Source organism: Massilimicrobiota sp. An80 (genome assembly GCF_002159255.1).
In the GTDB taxonomy this organism is placed as follows: Bacteria; Bacillota_I; Bacilli_A; order Erysipelotrichales; family Coprobacillaceae; genus Allocoprobacillus; species Allocoprobacillus merdigallinarum.
Genome location: NZ_NFHI01000033.1, coordinates 1 through 16,815, shown reverse-complemented (window position 1 = coordinate 16,815; position 16,815 = coordinate 1). Strand labels below are relative to the sequence as shown.

General features: G+C 40.7%; 19 protein-coding genes and 1 pseudogene. 1 reads left to right on the top strand and 19 read right to left on the bottom strand.

The window, feature by feature from the left end:
- The first annotated feature begins 117 nt into the window (after positions 1 to 117).
- Positions 118 to 474, top strand: a complete 357-nt coding sequence (locus B5G32_RS09525) for a helix-turn-helix domain-containing protein (RefSeq protein WP_087936513.1) — start codon at positions 118 to 120, stop codon at positions 472 to 474.
- A 65-nt stretch (positions 475 to 539) separates the two neighbouring features.
- On the opposite strand, the gene B5G32_RS09520 is transcribed toward B5G32_RS09525, so the two are convergent.
- The 19 genes and pseudogenes from B5G32_RS09520 to B5G32_RS09430 all read right to left on the bottom strand — a co-directional run.
- Positions 540 to 704, bottom strand: coding sequence for a cysteine-rich KTR domain-containing protein (locus tag B5G32_RS09520; protein WP_199668737.1), 165 nt, complete (start codon positions 702 to 704; stop codon positions 540 to 542).
- 30 nt (positions 705 to 734) lie between these two features.
- Positions 735 to 1,562, bottom strand: coding sequence for a M23 family metallopeptidase (locus B5G32_RS09515; protein ID WP_239386229.1), 828 nt, complete (start codon positions 1,560 to 1,562; stop codon positions 735 to 737).
- A complete protein-coding gene (locus tag B5G32_RS09510; RefSeq protein WP_087936511.1) occupies positions 1,555 to 2,172 on the bottom strand; it encodes a TetR/AcrR family transcriptional regulator in 618 nt (205 codons plus the stop codon). The genes B5G32_RS09515 and B5G32_RS09510 overlap by 8 nt, the downstream gene beginning before the upstream one ends.
- Before the next feature lie 179 nt (positions 2,173 to 2,351).
- On the bottom strand, positions 2,352 to 3,095 hold the full coding sequence (locus B5G32_RS09505; protein ID WP_087936510.1) for an ABC transporter permease: 744 nt from the start codon (positions 3,093 to 3,095) through the stop codon (positions 2,352 to 2,354).
- Complete coding sequence (locus tag B5G32_RS09500) at positions 3,082 to 3,813, bottom strand: ABC transporter ATP-binding protein (protein ID WP_087936509.1); 732 nt, start codon at positions 3,811 to 3,813, stop codon at positions 3,082 to 3,084. The genes B5G32_RS09505 and B5G32_RS09500 overlap by 14 nt, the downstream gene beginning before the upstream one ends.
- 58 nt (positions 3,814 to 3,871) lie before the next feature.
- On the bottom strand, positions 3,872 to 4,624 hold the full coding sequence (locus B5G32_RS09495; RefSeq protein ID WP_087936508.1) for a MerR family transcriptional regulator: 753 nt from the start codon (positions 4,622 to 4,624) through the stop codon (positions 3,872 to 3,874).
- A 154-nt stretch (positions 4,625 to 4,778) separates the two neighbouring features.
- Positions 4,779 to 5,684, bottom strand: coding sequence for a conjugal transfer protein (locus B5G32_RS09490; protein WP_087936507.1), 906 nt, complete (start codon positions 5,682 to 5,684; stop codon positions 4,779 to 4,781).
- 14 nt (positions 5,685 to 5,698) lie between these two features.
- On the bottom strand, positions 5,699 to 6,700 hold the full coding sequence (locus B5G32_RS09485) for a bifunctional lytic transglycosylase/C40 family peptidase (protein ID WP_087936506.1): 1,002 nt from the start codon (positions 6,698 to 6,700) through the stop codon (positions 5,699 to 5,701).
- A complete protein-coding gene (locus B5G32_RS09480) occupies positions 6,697 to 8,838 on the bottom strand; it encodes a CD3337/EF1877 family mobilome membrane protein (protein WP_087936505.1) in 2,142 nt (713 codons plus the stop codon). Before B5G32_RS09480 ends, B5G32_RS09485 begins: the two co-directional genes overlap by 4 nt.
- 5 nt (positions 8,839 to 8,843) lie before the next feature.
- On the bottom strand, positions 8,844 to 11,294 hold the full coding sequence (tcpF, locus tag B5G32_RS09475) for a conjugal transfer ATPase TcpF (RefSeq protein ID WP_087936504.1): 2,451 nt from the start codon (positions 11,292 to 11,294) through the stop codon (positions 8,844 to 8,846).
- Complete coding sequence (locus B5G32_RS09470; protein WP_087936503.1) at positions 11,281 to 11,670, bottom strand: conjugal transfer protein; 390 nt, start codon at positions 11,668 to 11,670, stop codon at positions 11,281 to 11,283. Before B5G32_RS09470 ends, tcpF begins: the two co-directional genes overlap by 14 nt.
- A gap of 105 nt (positions 11,671 to 11,775) precedes the next feature.
- Positions 11,776 to 12,264, bottom strand: a complete 489-nt coding sequence (locus tag B5G32_RS09465) for an antirestriction protein ArdA (protein WP_087936502.1) — start codon at positions 12,262 to 12,264, stop codon at positions 11,776 to 11,778.
- A 23-nt stretch (positions 12,265 to 12,287) separates the two neighbouring features.
- Positions 12,288 to 12,785 (bottom strand): antirestriction protein ArdA, encoded by a 498-nt coding sequence (locus B5G32_RS09460; RefSeq protein WP_087936521.1) that lies wholly within the window; start codon positions 12,783 to 12,785, stop codon positions 12,288 to 12,290.
- Complete coding sequence (locus tag B5G32_RS09455; RefSeq protein ID WP_087936501.1) at positions 12,767 to 13,012, bottom strand: hypothetical protein; 246 nt, start codon at positions 13,010 to 13,012, stop codon at positions 12,767 to 12,769. The genes B5G32_RS09460 and B5G32_RS09455 overlap by 19 nt, the downstream gene beginning before the upstream one ends.
- 68 nt (positions 13,013 to 13,080) lie before the next feature.
- Positions 13,081 to 14,037: a toll/interleukin-1 receptor domain-containing protein gene (locus B5G32_RS09450; protein WP_087936500.1), complete on the bottom strand. Its 957-nt coding sequence runs from the start codon at positions 14,035 to 14,037 to the stop codon at positions 13,081 to 13,083.
- 86 nt (positions 14,038 to 14,123) lie between these two features.
- Positions 14,124 to 14,345, bottom strand: coding sequence for a hypothetical protein (locus B5G32_RS09445; protein WP_087936499.1), 222 nt, complete (start codon positions 14,343 to 14,345; stop codon positions 14,124 to 14,126).
- Positions 14,345 to 14,476 carry a DUF3789 domain-containing protein gene (locus B5G32_RS09440; RefSeq protein WP_087936498.1) on the bottom strand — a complete coding sequence of 44 codons (132 nt, stop codon included), beginning with the start codon at positions 14,474 to 14,476 and terminating at the stop codon, positions 14,345 to 14,347. The genes B5G32_RS09445 and B5G32_RS09440 overlap by 1 nt, the downstream gene beginning before the upstream one ends.
- A 4-nt stretch (positions 14,477 to 14,480) precedes the next feature.
- A complete protein-coding gene (gene mobT, locus B5G32_RS09435; protein ID WP_087936497.1) occupies positions 14,481 to 15,677 on the bottom strand; it encodes a MobT family relaxase in 1,197 nt (398 codons plus the stop codon).
- A 186-nt stretch (positions 15,678 to 15,863) separates the two neighbouring features.
- Positions 15,864 to 16,547: pseudogene (locus B5G32_RS09430) on the bottom strand (ATP-binding protein); the annotation flags it as partial.
- Positions 16,548 to 16,815 lie beyond the last annotated feature (268 nt).

Sequence of the window (16,815 nt, the reverse complement as noted above, 5' to 3'; positions counted from 1 at the left end):
TAGGCAGCACTTTTTGATTTTGATACGCATAACAGGAACTGATAAACCATACAACACGTTTTTCTGTACCTTTTAGAAAATCAATAGGAACAGTAAAATGTGGTGAGGTGATTACATATGCGTAAAAAAGAGGATAAATACGATTTTAGAGCTTTTGGTCTTGCCATCAAAAAAGCTCGTATGAAAAAAGGTTTGACCCGTGAACAGGTGGGAGCAATGATTGAGATTGACCCTCGTTACCTAACAAATATCGAGAATAAGGGGCAGCACCCAAGTTTACAGGTGTTCTATGACCTTGTTTCATTACTGGAAGTTTCCGTTGATGAATTTTTCCTGCCTGCGTCTGATCTGGTGAAAAGCACCAGAAGACGACAGTTGGAAAAGCAGCTTGACAACTTATCTGATAAAGATTTAATCATCATGGAAAGCGTTGTTGACGGAATCATAAAGTCGAAGGAAGTGGAGGACGAGTAATCCTCCGCTTTTTATCTCTCAAATAAAATAAGCCGATAACCCAAGAATTTTTATCACTCTCGGTGTTATCGGCTCTGCGTCTTAGCGTCTGGCTCTATAATTGTTATTTGCTGTCTTTTTACATTGATGATACTTTCCTGTTTGCATTTAGGACAGAACAAAGGGAAGTTTATCAATTCTGTATCTGGTCTTACTTTTGTTCGTGTCTTATTTTTGCAAATAGGACACATTATCCAGTAGGTATTTTTCATCACATCACCTCATTCCTTAGTTTCTGAATGGGATATTTGAAATCTTATTCTATCTCTATTTTTAGGAATACCGTTTTCTACTGTTTCCCAATTATTGTTTTGGAATAATTCATATTTCTCAAATACACATGGTAATCCATTGGCAGTAGATATATCGCTGCTATCCATAAGTTGAAAATGTAAATGTGGGGCAAATGAATTTCCAGAGTGTCCTACTTTTCCAATAATATCACCTTTTTTTATTTCTTGACCAACGGAAACTCGTATAGAATTTGTTTGAAGATGGCATAAAGCAGCAAATATACCATCAGCATATTTTATGATAATATAGTTGCCTGCAACAGCCTGTACATCATCTATGGTAGGGTCGAAATAATGAGCGTTTTTATATGCGTTAGCAAAATCTGAAAACAAATTTGTTCGGTCATTTTCCTTATACCCATCTTCAACTTGAACAACAGTTCCATCACAAGGGGCATATACTTCTTGTCCATAGCAATAATAATCGTCTAACGAAACACCCCAAATAAGGTATTGAAGAAAATTAACACTGTATGCGGGTAGACCTTTTTTATCCCAGTCTACTTGTATAAAATCATAAGCAAATCTTGTACCTAACTGGTTTGTTCCATGACTAGGAATTTTTGAACCGGGTGTATTAGGTGAAAGCCATTCTCCCCTAAGAGGAAATTCCATAACTATCGGCTCATTCATTTCAGACATTTCCTTTCTTTTATCATTAGATTGTGTAAATGCAATTATTAGCAAAAAAACAATTACCAATGGTATAGGTAAAAAAGTTATGTAGTGGTAAACTCGTTTTTCTGCATTAGACATAAAAAATCTTCCTTAGTTCGTCAAAATATCCATCTAATTCTGACGTAATAGATTCTATACTCATATTGGAATGACCTCTCATTTTCTCTAATATTTGATTAGTAAATCCAACATTAGACCAAAATATAAATTGTTTGCATTTTTCTATATCTAATTCTTTTCTGAATTTATTTACGTCAATGTTATCAAAGAGTTTTGGATAACAGTTGGAATTTCTATTTTGTTTTCTAATTTCTAATTCTTCATTAACTTCTTTATGGTTAGTTTCTTTTGATAATTTTTCAAACTCAAGAATAAATGGATATTTCTCTACAAGTTTAATTTGCAAAATATATGATTTGCGTAGTTTTACAAAAATATCTTTTTCTTGATAGTCCATCTTGTCAAAATATTCTTTTTGAATTAAATTGGAAAAATAATCATATACCGTAAAAAAAAACTCTTGTTTACTAGATACATAATGAAACATGAGCGCTTTTGAAATAGCAGCCTCTTTTGCTATAACATTTGTTGACGCATTATCATATCCTTGCAAAACAAACTCTTTTAATGCTGCGTTTAAAATAGAATCTCGTCGTTCAGTTTCTAAATTTAATAATTTGGTAGCCATATATTACTCCTTATACAAATATGTTGACCTATTAGGTTAATATCATTATACAATGATTGACCTAACAGGTCAACAATAATAATTGCATATTATATAGCAAGACCATAAAACATTTTTATTTTTCTTCCTGTCGTTGATCTGGCAAGTATACCAGAACACGGCAGGAGAAAATAGTCTTGTCATTCCCACTTAAAAAATTTAATTGCAATTCCAAAACAAACTACTGAAATAGTAATCATTAAAATAATGGGAAACATTACATTTTCAACAGGTAAACCCAATGATGTATTTTTCAATAACTTGATTCCTTGCGTCAATGGGAATACGTCTGCTATTTTTTGTAATCCAGCAGGCATGACTTCATATGGCAAAGTAGCACCAGAGAATATCAGCATTGGAAAATATAAAATACTTGCAATGGTACTTGCTATTTTTGTATTAGGAGCGATACCACCGACCATCATACCAATACTGAACATTGACAGCATAATAAGAACAAATGATAGAAAAAAGTTCCCCCAAAAGCCTATCATTTCAAAATTAAAAAACAAGGTAGACACAAGGTAAATCAATACCAAAGACACTAAAGAATACAAAGTGTAAATTGTAACTTGTACAAACAAAATCATAACGGGACTGATTGGAGTTACTTTATAACGCTTTAAAATTTTTCTGTTTCTGTAATCTGAAATAACTAATGGCAGACCCATTAACCCACCAGCACAGATAGCGATTGTAGAAACCGCTGCAAAAGACTGTTCTAAGAAAGTGTATTCTGCACCATCAAAAGCCGGTTTATTTCCATAAATGATACCAAGCAATACAATGACTATTACAGGCATACATATAGCAAAGATAAACATATCCATTCCACGCAAGGATAGCTTAATTTCATTTTTTAACATTGTTCTATAAGTTTTCATTTTCAATTTCCTCCTCAGCATACCATAAATATACATCTTCAAAATCTTTATAAGGACTGTTCTGTATCGCATCTGTGACAGTTCCTGTAAAAACAATCTGTCCTTTTTTTAGAATTGCGATTCTGTCACATAATGCCTCAACCTCGTCCATAAAATGTGATGTTAAAAAAATAGTCAATCCCTGTTCTTTTAGACGACTAAGACAATGCCATACTTCACGACGAGCTTTCGTGTCTAATCCAGTTGTAAGTTCATCTAAGAATACAACCTTTGGATTAGGTATGAGTGCCAACACAATAAACAACTTTTGTCGTTGTCCCCCAGATAATTCAGATACAAGGCTTTTTAATTTATCTGTTAATCCGAATTGTTCAATAAGGTCAGTATAGTTTGCAGCAGATTTATATAAGGATTGTGTAACCTCACAAAGCTCTGATACAGTGACCTTATCTTGATAATTTGATTCTTGAAATTGTACGCCAACATTTTCAAATAATCTCTTTCTATCAGCAATCGGATTCATTCCTAAAATAGACACAGTTCCTTTTTCAGCTATTTTTGTACCTAAAATACACTCAATCGTGGTACTTTTGCCTGCGCCATTTGCACCTAATAACCCAAAGACTTCACCTTGATTGACGGAAATATTTATATCCTTGATAGCAGGTATATTTCCATAAGACTTACATAAATTTTGAACCTTAATTGTGGTTTCCATATTTTTTCCTCCTTTTTTGTTTTCGTGTAAAATAATAACACCAGAAAAAACTCTGGTGTTAAAATGGAGGGTTATATTTTTTATTCATTTCTTTCAAATGGGAAAGTATAAAATTTGCATTTTCTTCAGCAGAATTAAGGGAAGTAATCAATTTATCACAGGCGGTAATAATATCATCATCTTCTTTTGGTACATCAATTACATTTTTTATATCAATATCTGGATTTTCAGAAAGAGCATTTAACATTCGTAGAATAGCAGAAAGAGAATAGTTGGCACATCTTAATGAACGGATAATCTTTAAACGTAATATGTCCTCACCTGTATATATTCGATAACCATTTTGCTTACGTTTTATGTCAAGAAGTCCATTAAGTTCCCAATTTCTTAGTGTGTCCATAGAAATATTGAGATAGACAGATACTTCTTTCCTTTTTAAAGAAATGGAATTGAATTTTTCTTTTTTAGATAAAAGGTTCTTTACTATTTCAATAGCCTCTTCTGCATTAAATCTTTCCTGCTGAATCTGTGACAAATATTCTTCTGTCATGCAAATTGCTTTTATAAAATCTCTATTCGCAGAAGTTTTTATAATGTTGACTGCTTTTTTACGCAGACCATTTTGCAAAATTTCAACTTGTAAGGCGGTTCTAGCTAATCGGAATTGGTCTATATGAAAATCTGTAAATATGCGATAGCCATTTTCTTTTCTTTCTACTTTGGGTATCAATTTCCACTTTTCATAAAATCGAACAGTATTAGGGTGTATTCCTATTATTTTTGCTATTTCCGTTGTTGTATAGGTATTCAATAAAAAACACTCCTTTCATAGCTTACATGATACCACAAAGAAAAAGTCTGGTGTTATAGTGGAGGGTTTCAATTATAAAATAACTTTTATGGTTATGCAATATAAAATGTAGTGTGCCTATTAAACTCCATAATAAACACACTACATTGGAAATTTATCCTACAATCTTCCAGTTACTATCCTTTTCCAACGTCAAATCAAATTGTGAAATCTGTGTCGCCTTTGTTCTCTGGTCGAGGTACTTCACTGATACCGATACCTTGACCTGCTCCCCGTCTTTGGTGAAAATAGGATTTACCAGTTCCGAGAACGCATAATCACAGTTCACAGGGGAGAGGGCATTGCCAGACACATAATAGGCAAGCTCCTTTTCCGTTGCGGTAGGATAGAGCTTGAAGAAAGTTTCCAAGAACTCTGTCACTTCCTCCGCTGTGGCAGCGTCCACCGTTCCGTCGAATTCCTGCGCCTTTGGTTCATAGCTGGATTTTGACGGTATGCTGCTGATGGTCGGATTCTGGGTGATAACCATGTTCCCGTCGCTATCTACATGAACCACTACCATATAAGCGGAAGTGTATCTGGCAGACTGTTCACCCTCCGTTACCATCTGATCTACGGAGTAGACAATGGTAAAGTCGTCTGTTCCAGCCTGTTCTACTTCCCATACCGTTACATCAGTCACCGCAGAGCTTGTGGGTATATCCTGCCGAACCGTATCTACGTTCAAGTCTTGCAAGCTCTGTGTCAGATAGTTGCTGATGGCAGCGGTTCTTTTGTCAATGGATTCCTGCGTGTTGTTCCATGAATAGTAGGATTTTGCAAAGCCTTTGACAAAATTCTCTATCCTGTTGGTATCAACAATACGCTGTTCAATGACTTCCTTTTCATGTACCGTGTGTATATCAATGGCAGTAAAATTTTTATATACGCCAAAGCTGACGCTTGCCAGTAGCACCAGCCATAAGGCAATCACGGATTTTTTATGTGTGCCTACTTTCATCACAGGCAGTTTCTTCTCTTTTTTAGGTTTCGATTCTTTCTCTTTTTTCTTGAATATCATAGCACCATTCCTTTCTATTTTGTCTTTACCCGTCCTGCGCCAATCAAATGCTGCTGCCAGTACGAGCTTGTCAAATCTGCATATCCGATAGGGTTTCCTGCGTGATACATTCTGTTGTTTCCTGCGTAGATACCGACGTGTGTTACATACGTTCCAGCATTGTAAGTGGAATGGAAGAACACCAAGTCACCAGCTTTTGCCTGTGACAGCGGCAGGTGCTGGGTAGCGTCATACTGCGCCTGTGCGGTACGGGGCAGGCTGATACCAGCCTTTCCATAACACCACTGAACCAGACCGCTGCAATCAAAGGACGTGTTAGGGTTGCTGCCGCCATAGACGTATTTCCAGCCTTGATATTTCAATGCCTCATTGAAGATTGCCTGTGCGGTAGCGTCGCTGAAACTGGGGACAGCCAGATACTGCTTGACGAGCCGCACATAGAACATATTCCCGTACTTATAACGCCAGCCGCCATTTTCCTTAATGGAAATCTCGTTTTTATAGGTTACTTTCACACCGCCTGATTTTTCTTTCGCAAAGCTGACCGCCAGCTCATAGGTGTACTTTTTCCCGTGTCCTGCCACATAGTCGATAAAGCCGCCGCCATAGTTATAGGCTTGTACTACCGTGTCTATGTCGCAGCCTTTTGATTCTGCGGATTTTAACAGTTCTGAGAAATACTTGCACCCCTGTTTGATGGATTCCTCTGTGGAAAGGGAATTGGGCGGCAGCCCCATTGATTCAGACGACTGCATAACGTCCTCTGCTGTGCCGCCAGATTCCACCTGCATGATAGCGAGCAGATAGTTCACATAGTCCTCAATTCCGTATTCTTTCGCATATTTTTCTACCGTCGGCTGATGTTTCAGCACTTCTTCAGAAAGGTTCAGTCCAGAAAAATCAAAGTGGGAAGTGCTGCTTTCTTCATCATCTGCGGTAACGATAAACAGGAACAGCAGCAAGGAAATAATCACCGAGAAAACACCTCCGAACAAAACGAAGTGCCTTAGTTTCATCTCTTGCCGCCTTTCCTGCTGGTCGTCTTATTTACGGTTGTCTTGTTTTTATGTTTCTTCTGTACCTGTTTGTGACGCTGCACCGTCTGTCGTGTGGTATCGGCGGCAGCCTGTGAAGTCTGCTGTCTGACGGGTGCAGTGGATTCTCTGACCGCTTGCGTCCTTACCTCCTGTACCCTTGTAACAGGCTCTTTGGATTTTACGGGCGGCTGTTCCTTTGCAATGGTGGCAGGGCGTTCCTTGACGGTCTGTGCCCCTTTGGAAATCGCTGCCTGTGGAGCTGCTTTCGCAGGTACAGGCGTTGTCACTGGTCGCTCATGCAATGGGGCAGCTCCTTTTGTCGCTGATCCATTGGACGGTTTCGCTTTATCCATTGCCATGCGTTTCTGTGCAATGGTCTGTCTGTGTTTCTCCTGTTTATCCGCACGCCCTTGTTTTCTGGTCGCTTTTTCCTCCACAATGCCACGCTTGAAGTCTGATACGTTTTCCTGTATCTGGCTCACGCCGCTATGTAACGCATACTGTACCTGTGTCGGCATATCCTTGACCTGCTGACCGACGGATTTTGCCTTGTCTTTCATGCGCTCCTTGCCATCAAGCACCGCACCGACTTTTGCGCCGGCACGTTTTCCAAAGCTGGACGTATCGACGGAAGTGTCATGGTTTGGTCTGGAATGACCGCTGCCTGCTGGTTTTGCATTGTCCGTCTTACGGGATTGTGATACTGCCGCTGCGCCCACAAGACCGCCAGCCGCACCAGCCGTAACCGTTCTGCCGATTTTGTGCTCCAAGCGTCTTGCCCCACGGTTGAGGAACAGATAGGGGCGGCGCATGATACGTCGGCTTACCTGCTGGGTGTCGGAAGATTGCAGGCTGAACATTGCCATCAAGTCACCGAGCTTAAAGTAGATTCCAGCAAAGGTGACTATCTGCAAAAATGCGACCATGAAGAACGGATAGCCAGAGGAAATGGAGTAGAACATGGTGGAAATACTGAAAGCGGTAGTGATAATCAATGAGATTCCTGCCCTCATCATAATGGTATTGAACAGTTTTGTGACTGCCTTTTTTGCCATGCCCTCATAGGTTGGTATCATGGACAGGATAAAGCTGACGGGCAGGAACATGGCGTAAATGATAAAAAGCACCTGCGAGAAAATCATCATGCCCGTAAGCAGGAACACAAAGACCGAGATACCGATATTAAAAATGAACAAGAATACCACCATGCCTAAACGTGTCATGGTCTTTGTGACGCTTAGATTGTCATTGTCCTTATCCTCTATTTCCTCAATCACAATGTCCTCTCTGTCGTCCGTGTCGGGGCTTTCCGACAGCAGGCTTTCCACACGGTCAGAGCCTAGCTTTTTTATGTCTGATTCCCCGTACTGCAACAACAGCCACGGTTGTTTTACCTGTATGGAAAACAGACTGTCACGAATCAAATCTACGCTGTCTTTTCCCTTGCTGCTGGAATCGGGCAGCACGATTTTTGTTCCGAGAGATAAAGCCGAGCTGCTAATATCCGAAGAAAAATCATTGATTTTGCTGATATAGTTTGGAGCATAAGCGATAAAGGACGCTGACAGGATAAAGACCACAAGGAAATTGACGACTGCATGAACCGCCTTTGTGGTTTCCCTTTTGATAAGTCCCGTGTAGGCGATATAGATACCTGTTACCAGAATGAGGATAAGCAGGAATCCCACATAGAATCCCTCGCTGGAAAATCCGCTTTTCGTCACGCCTGCCAAGGTCTGAATGTTCTTTCCGATAGAGTTTGCGGTATCAGAGATAAAGTCCAGCTTGTAAGCCTCCTGCACCACATAGCCTGTGGCATTGGAAATATAAAGGCTTACTGTCCAGATAAAATTGGTGATGGCGTACAAGCCATACTGAATACTTTTCCCAATACCGTCCAGCCAGTTCCAAGGCAGCCAATCCCACGAACTGTCAACGTAAAAATCAAGCTGGTAGTTTTCCAGCGGATATTTGGAATAAGCGTTAGCGTCATTGACCGTGGTATCTACCAGACCAGCCGCATGAGCCACCGTACCCGTGATGGATAAGAACGCCAGTACACCAAGAACTGCCAACAGAGCGATACCGAAGAATCTTAGGATTTTTCGTTTCCTCATAGACTTCACCTCGATTCTTCCGTATGTATCGGCGGTCTGGTGTCAAAGGCAGCGAATAGGTCAGCAAATACAGGGTGTATCTGGATAACGCCCACACGCCCGTATAAATCTTGAAACAGGCATTGCCCGTTTTCCAAATCCCTAAGGCGTTTCTGGTTGCCCTCGTCCTCCTTGTCCACCCCGAAAAATTCAAGGGTATTTTTGATTTCCTTTATATCGGTGCTGCGAAAGGCAAATTTTAAGCCGATATTGTTCTTCATCTTTTCGTCGTCCACGTCGCCAGAGTTCTGCGTCACAAAGTAGACAGCGGCGTTCATGGAACGACCAGCACGAATCAGCTTGTTGGAGAGAGCCTTGCCCTGTGCCACCTGCAAGAACGTCCATGCCTCGTCCAAATCCACCATCTTGAAAATCCCCCTGTCGGAATGGATAAAATCAAGGGCAAAAGTGCTTATGACAATCAGCATTGCCACGGAGAGCAGCTCCATTGTGGTGTATTCCTCAAACCTTGTGTCCTTGTCGGGCAGCACAAGGTCTGCCACCTGTATGATGTTGAGCTGCCTGTCTAAGCTGATGGACTGCTCCACGTTCCCGTCCGAGAACAGCAGGTGTGCAAAGTCATAGTCCGTCATGCTCTCGATATGGTCTGCGATATTCTCTGCCACAGACGAACCGTCTTTCCTCAATTCCTCAATGACACGCAACAAGCCACGCTGCCTGCTCTGTGTCACGGAACGGATAGCACGACGCAGGACGGGGAACTTTTCACCGTCACGGGAAGAAATACCTGTAAGGAATGTCAGTATGTCAATCGCTAGGCTTTCAGCATCTTTTTTGCGGCGCATAATCACATACGGGTCAAGAAGTCCTTTGTTCTTGTCCTCACTGGTAAGGTTGACTATTTTGATTTCATGTGCAATATCGGGTAAGGTTTCCTGCCAGTTGCCACGTTCTGATTTAGGGTCTACAATGACCGCTTTCCCTCCAAACATCACCGCATAATAGATAATCAGATTGTTGCAGAATGACTTGCCGCCACCAAGCGAACCGAGAAAAGCGGCAGCCAGCGCATTTGTTACCGAGCCTTTTACGCCCTGTGCGGCAAGGCTGGGTTTTAAGTACACATTTTTTCCTGTGTCAAGGTTATAACCGATATAGATTCCGTCCGTTTCCCCAAGCTGCTGCGTTGCGCCGAATCCAAGTCCAGCTAGAAAATCCGAAGTGACGTACTGGATATAGTCATTGATGTAACGCCTGCTTGCTGGGATAAATTCACCATGAAGCCCCAGCATATCCCCGAATGGGCGAACCAGTTTTACGTTGAGGTCGTCGTAGAAGTCCTTGACTTCATCACAGCGGCGTTTCAGTTCTTCCAGAGAATCCGCAGCCACACGGATAACATAGGACAGCTTATACATGGATTCCTTTGACTGGTCTAAGCTGGTTTCCAGCTCGTTGACCGAATCCAGAGCGTCCATGACGTTACTTCCCGTTTCGTTGTTGGATTCCCACGCATGGTTGTCTAAATCCTTTAGCTCTTTCTTTTTGTTGCGAACCGTTGTCAGAGCCTTTTTGTTGGTGACGATTTCCACATTCATGGAAGTGGAAACGGGGAACGTGAATTGCTGCTGCTGGTAATAGAAAATTTCCGAGGATGGGAAGTCCAGCTCACCTACGATATTGTTAATCGTGAAGTAGGCAACATACGTTGTTTGATCTTCACGTTCTATCTTTAGGTATCGCTGGTTTTCTTCAATCAGGCAGCGTGTGGGGCGGATAAGGTCATAACGCTTTACCAGCGTTTCACGTTTTCGCTTTATTACGGGCAGCTCATAGGAATAATCGTTGTAGGCAATACCTGTATTCCCGTAGATATGCTCCAAAAGATAACCAAAGTCGTTTTTATCCAGCCTGCGGAACTGAAAGCGGCGTGAGATTTTGCTTTCCAGCAGCTTTTCCATCTTCATAAAACGGTTAATCTCATCATTACTCATGGAAACAAAGTCGCCCATGAGCTTGTGGTTGACTCCATAGAGAAAATCGGCAAAGGTCATAGCTGCCGACTTCCTTATGCTTTTTAGGTTAATTTCTTCCTCATTCACCAGTAGCTTGAATCCAAGAAAAAAGCGGTAGTCAATTTGATTTTCCCCAATCATCTCCACTAACGCCTCTGTTTGTTCATCTATCTTTGCACAGGCAACATCACGAAGTCGTCCTGTGATTCCTTTTTTGGAACGCTCCTGCACCGCACGCAGGCTGTCCTCTGTGGCAATCTGCAAAGCATGGATTTTTCCGTCACGGTTCTGTGCGATAAGCTGTCGGAAGTTGTCATGCACCATGTACTTTTCTTCTGGTGACAGGAACGAGTAATTGTAAGGTGTCAGCTCATAGTAGGAAAAACACTCACCGTCATGGTTGAACACCAGATTATTTTCAATATACTTAATCGGGAACATATATCACACTCCTAACTGTTGTAATCACGGGATTGAATGTTTCTTTTTTCAGCCGAACCGCCTTTCCAGCATAGGTCACTTTAGGGCGCAGCAGAAAGCTGACACAGGACTTTAGGAATCCAAAAGGCTTTTTCCCGTCAAAGGTCTTTTGCGACACGAACCAAGTAAAAGCCATGGGGATTCCAAAGTATTTGAGGAATGCACCGTCAATCAAGGAAAAGGGCGGCAGTTCCCCAAAAAGAATCACCACGAACAGCGATACCACGAACCATGCCATTTGACTGAACGTGAGGGGGAACGGGAGCTGAAAGTCGTTGATAGCGTAAATGACTTTCTCCACGCTCCATATGTTTGTATAGCTTTTGATTTTCTTCAATATTCACAGCTCCTTTCTTTTCTAAATGGAAACAGCAGCCTGTTTTCACAAGCTGCTGCATAAAAAATGCCAGTGGTTCTCACTGGTCGTTGCGTTGATATTCTGTTAATAGGGACATTCAAACACGCCATGATTCGTAACGACAAAACGCCCCTCTAAATCAAGGTCACGTCCATAGGATTCATAGTCTATGTAATTTCTTATCCTGTCTGGTATTTCCCCAAGACTTTGACATTCATCTATAAAATAATAGGCAACGTCTGTCATGTTGTTGCAGTCGGGATAGTGGATAATCTCGTCGGCGTGTTCGCAAAGTTCCTCTAAGCTGCTGTAACAGCATAATAGTTCAGAAAGTTCGTCCTGTATATCCTCTGGTAAATCCTCCACCATCTCACACAGGCGGTTGACTTCCTCAATCGGCGTGTATTCGTCAATCTCAAAGGGCAGCTCATAATCATGGATGGCGTACTCTTCATAAAATTCATTCAAACCGATACGCTCCGCCATTTCATCATAATCGACGGGCGGCGTAAACCATGCGCCCACAAGCTCACCCTCGTTGTATTTCCCAAGATTGGCGATATAGATTCGCATTTCTTCTATATCATATCACCCCTTTATTGGTAACGGAACACGCCGCTGGGTGTAAACAGGTATCTGTCCTGCATTTCCAGCTCGTTTCCGTAGGAACGGTAGTCAATGTATTTTTGCAGTTCGTGGGGAATCTCACCGAAGATACATTCCTCGCAGATAAGGTATTCTGCTAGTGCCGTACCGTCAACCACATCATAATAGCGTATCTCGTCCTTGTGGTCGATAAATTCATCAAACCCGTAAAACCATCTCTGAATGATGGATTTCATTTCGTTGCCGATAGGCGTACCCTCGATTTCCTGTACCATGCGGCATTTTACGTTGATTTCCCACAGGGGCATTTCACTGTGTATCTCAAAAGGCAACTCATAATCGGCTATCTCTAGCTGTTCTTCATTTTCAACGCCCAGTCTTTCTCTGACTTCCTCCAAATCCACAGGGCAGTTGAACCAGCCGCCAGCGTAACCCTCGTCCTCGTCGTCACGGTAAGGCTGGGTATTGTTTAAAAGATAGATTCGCATTTCATACAAGGTTTATCACTTCCTTTCCTGTTTTCCAGTATTCCCATTATGACAGCGTAATCTACACCGAACACATAATGGCAGAATTTTTCCAGTTGTTCTTCTGGATAAGCAAGCGGCGAGTGCTGCTTGATGATTTCCCATACCTCACGATTGCGGTAGGGCAGGTCGGAAATGTATTTGCACCCGACCCAATCTTTCATATCCTCGAAAATATCTATTTTCATGTTGTCCTCCTATCTTAAATTTTTGCATGAAAAAAGCAGCAAAATAAATATATTTGCTGCTTTAAAGACTATTTTTCAATAGAGATTCTTGATTCTAGGGATGAATCTCCAGTATCTGTTATAACATTCGATGCATTATTCATGATTTCACTATATTGTCTTTCTAAATTACGAATACTAGAGTAATATCGTTTATTACCTTTTCGTTTTATATTATGTAACATAATCTGGAATAGTTCATCAAAATTAAGCATATGTATCAATTCAAATATAATTGAATGCTTAGGCATTAATTCTATTTGTCTCAAAGTGGAACTAAGATAATGTATTAATTCTTCAATAAACATTTCATTATCAAGATATAATTCACGATTTCTTTCATTAAATTTCCTAAATATATAATCCATATAATCCAAAGGTAATATAGATTCGGGATTAGATAAAAGGGTACTTTGCTTTCTTAAAAGCTGTAGTATTTCTTCTATTGGTTCATTATCATTTTGATCTTTACTTTCATCCCCGTTCGCTTTTGCATCACCTTTTTTAGAATACTGCTCAATAATAACATTAGCTTCTTTTTCTAATGATGCCCACATGGCATTAAAAGCATTTTGTAAGATTTTACTATCAAGAGGTGTTTCTAATGTATTGTTTATCGAAGTGATTAATTGAAGAAAATCATCTTTTTCAAGTTTTGTTGCTTGATATCGTGATAATGGACCTTTTATATCTGAAGGTTTAATATTAATCATCAATGCAGTAACTTTTGAATCGAGAGATTTAGCTATAGCACCAGCTTCAAAATTAATCCAGGGCGCAGTAGTATTATCTGTTGTTAAGCATATAATACCATATTTACATTCAGCTAACTCTTTTGAAATAGTTTTGTCCCAATTATCTCCTTTTTCAATATCCTCTGGAGAAAAGAAAACTTCTACAGATTGTATTATACAAGGAATCCATTTTTTTAAAACTTCTGCAATTTGACGACTTAATTCGCCAGACCAACTTACAAATATTTTCATTTATTTAAAGTACCTCTCATTCTTTTGATAATAGCAGGCAAATTATACCATATTTTTATAAAAAATGATAGATACATTGTCATAATTTATGCCCCGATAATCTTATTGAATAAGTTCAAGAGTACATCTTTTACGCCAGTGGCATTGAACACCAAACCGACAGCAATTAAGGCAACCACTAAGAACCCGATAAGTTTGGAAAACTCTCGCTTGAATCCAAGATACACTCCGATAACAGCGATTGCCATAAGCACAAGAGACTGTGCGTTAGATAAAAACCAGTTGTATAAGTTCTGTCCAAAGTTCATTATTTCTTTCTCCTTTCCATCATTTCAATTTCTCTGTCTGCGGCTTTTGCTGTCTGCATAAAGCACATGGTAACTACACCAAAGCCTGCCCCAAGTGAGAACAGGAACAGGTCAAATAAAATACTTTTCATGTTGTCATTCCTCCAGTGTTGTGATTTTTTCAGTGGAAGTTGTCTGCTGTTCAATCAGCTTTTTATGACGCTCTGTGAGATTTGCATGGTTCAAAATATCTTTAAGATACGTTGTCCCGTTGGTGTCGTCTATCTGCTGCAAGACTTTCCAAGTCGGGGCAACCTGCCTGCTTATCCAGTTCAGCGTCCGTGTGAGCGTGTACGGTTCTGGTTTGGTCGTTAATTTCAAACGCCCACGATCAGAACCGATAAAGTACGCCCATCTTCCATTAGTTTTCCATTCGCTGCGTCGCTTATCCACCTCCTTGTCAGCGAATCGCATATAGCGGTTGATAATATCAAAAGCGGTACGTTCTGCGTCATGGTAGGTCAGCAGGTCACGCACCGCATAATAGGCTCGCTCGTTCTTTAGCCTTATCTCAAAACGGTTTTTGATTTTCGTATCCTCAAGGGGAATTTCGTATTTGATATACTGTTCATAGTCCTTTTCATAGATACAGAAATAGACTTCCGATTTCAGCGAACCGACATACAATGTATTTCCCATACCGTATCTGTCATGTTCTCTGCTTTTTACAAGTTCACCGCTACGGTAACTCTTGAAACTGCGGAATACGGAAATACATTCCTCATGGTTGCATTTCTCTGTCAGCTCTGGAATATCTAGGATTCCTGCCATATCGTTGATGGCAAGGTCAAGACGTTTCATTACACCTCCCTCCAGCAGAGCGTCCATGAGAAAGTCATACCAGCTCCTATGCTGTGCCAGAAGATAGCTTTCCATCTGGCGGCAACCTTTTCCTTTCAGTTCCAGCAATGTGCCTTTTTCCTTATCGGGTGAAGTCAGTACGAAAACATCACCTAAAACATAATGCTCTGAATAGGAATAGAATCCGAAATCTTCATGTATCATCACATCAAGCCTAATTTTGAGAATATCCTCAACAACGTGCTTTACGTCCTGTGTGGGGAAACGGATTCTTACATAATCAAAGACCATTTCCAGCGGATTCTCTGGATTCAGTTTATCCATTGCGTCCGTCAATTTTATCTTAATTTCTTCTGTCAAAGCTACTTTTCCAGATTCCAGCCTGCTGATATATTCTCGGCTAACCCCAGCCATGACCGCAAGCTGATTTTGAGAAACGCCGTACTGCGTCCGCTGTTCTTTAAAATGGTCTATCCAGTCAGTATCATTCAGTCATAATCCCTCCAATCAAAAAAGGGAATGTGATAGTTGGCGATTTTGTCACATTCCCTTGAATCTTTAAAAGTCCGCTGGTTTAGCGGCTTTTTCCATATTTATTAAACTGTTTCCAGATAATTTGTGCCCCCCTGTTAGATAACGGGGGCTAATGGTTGGTGTGGCAAGCCACACCAACACAGGCTAGTCCGTATCTGCGGCTTTCGCTTTGCACGCCGCCTGTCCGTCCTGCCTGTTTTTTGACAGTCTGCCGATTTCCTTTAGAAAGTCATGCCCTTTAGGAACAAGGGGCGTGTAAAACTCTGATATAACGCTCGTTCCTGTATCGACATAGCCACGTCCTTTTATCTGCTTCAAGAAAAAGTCCTTGTCAACCTCACCGAACATCATAGAATAACCCAGCTCCGACATACGCCCCAATGCCACACGGAAATTGAACTGGTCACGGATTCCGTCACCGAGATATTTTGCGTCTGGACGCTGGCAGGCGAGAATCAGAAAATACCCAGCCTGCCGACCAAGCATGACTATCTGTTTGAGCTTATTCAGCACAGCGGCATTTTCCTTTGTCGTCAGCATTTCCATAAATGCTACATATTCATCAAAGATAAGGAAGTGGGGAGCAAGACCGAGATAGGCATAATTTTCACCTGTCTTATAGTTTTCCATCAATTTCATTGATTCGCTCCTTGTCATCATGTCATCATAGAATCGGTCAATACAGGCAGTTATATCTTCCTTTTTGTAACAGACTTCTGGCATGACAGCGGATAAATCCGCAAGGTCGGCGTTCTTAGGGTCTAGCACATACATGACCGCATTGCACTTTAGCAAAGCCTCAATCATGGTAAGGATAAAATACGTCTTCCAGTAATGTAAAGCTTTACATTATGGAAATTATGTAAAGTTAGAAATAATGTAAAGTAAGTTCTAATAAGCACGTTTTTATACCGTTTCTTATTGATTTACTTTACATTATTTTTTTATGTTCGGATAATATTTCTGTAGATATATTCACAGAAAGGAGCGTTAAATTATGCATAATAACGATTTAACAATCAAGGCTTGCATTGAAAAAATATTGGAGACAATGCACGATCTTGGTTATAGTAAGGGAAATATTGAAGCATATGAA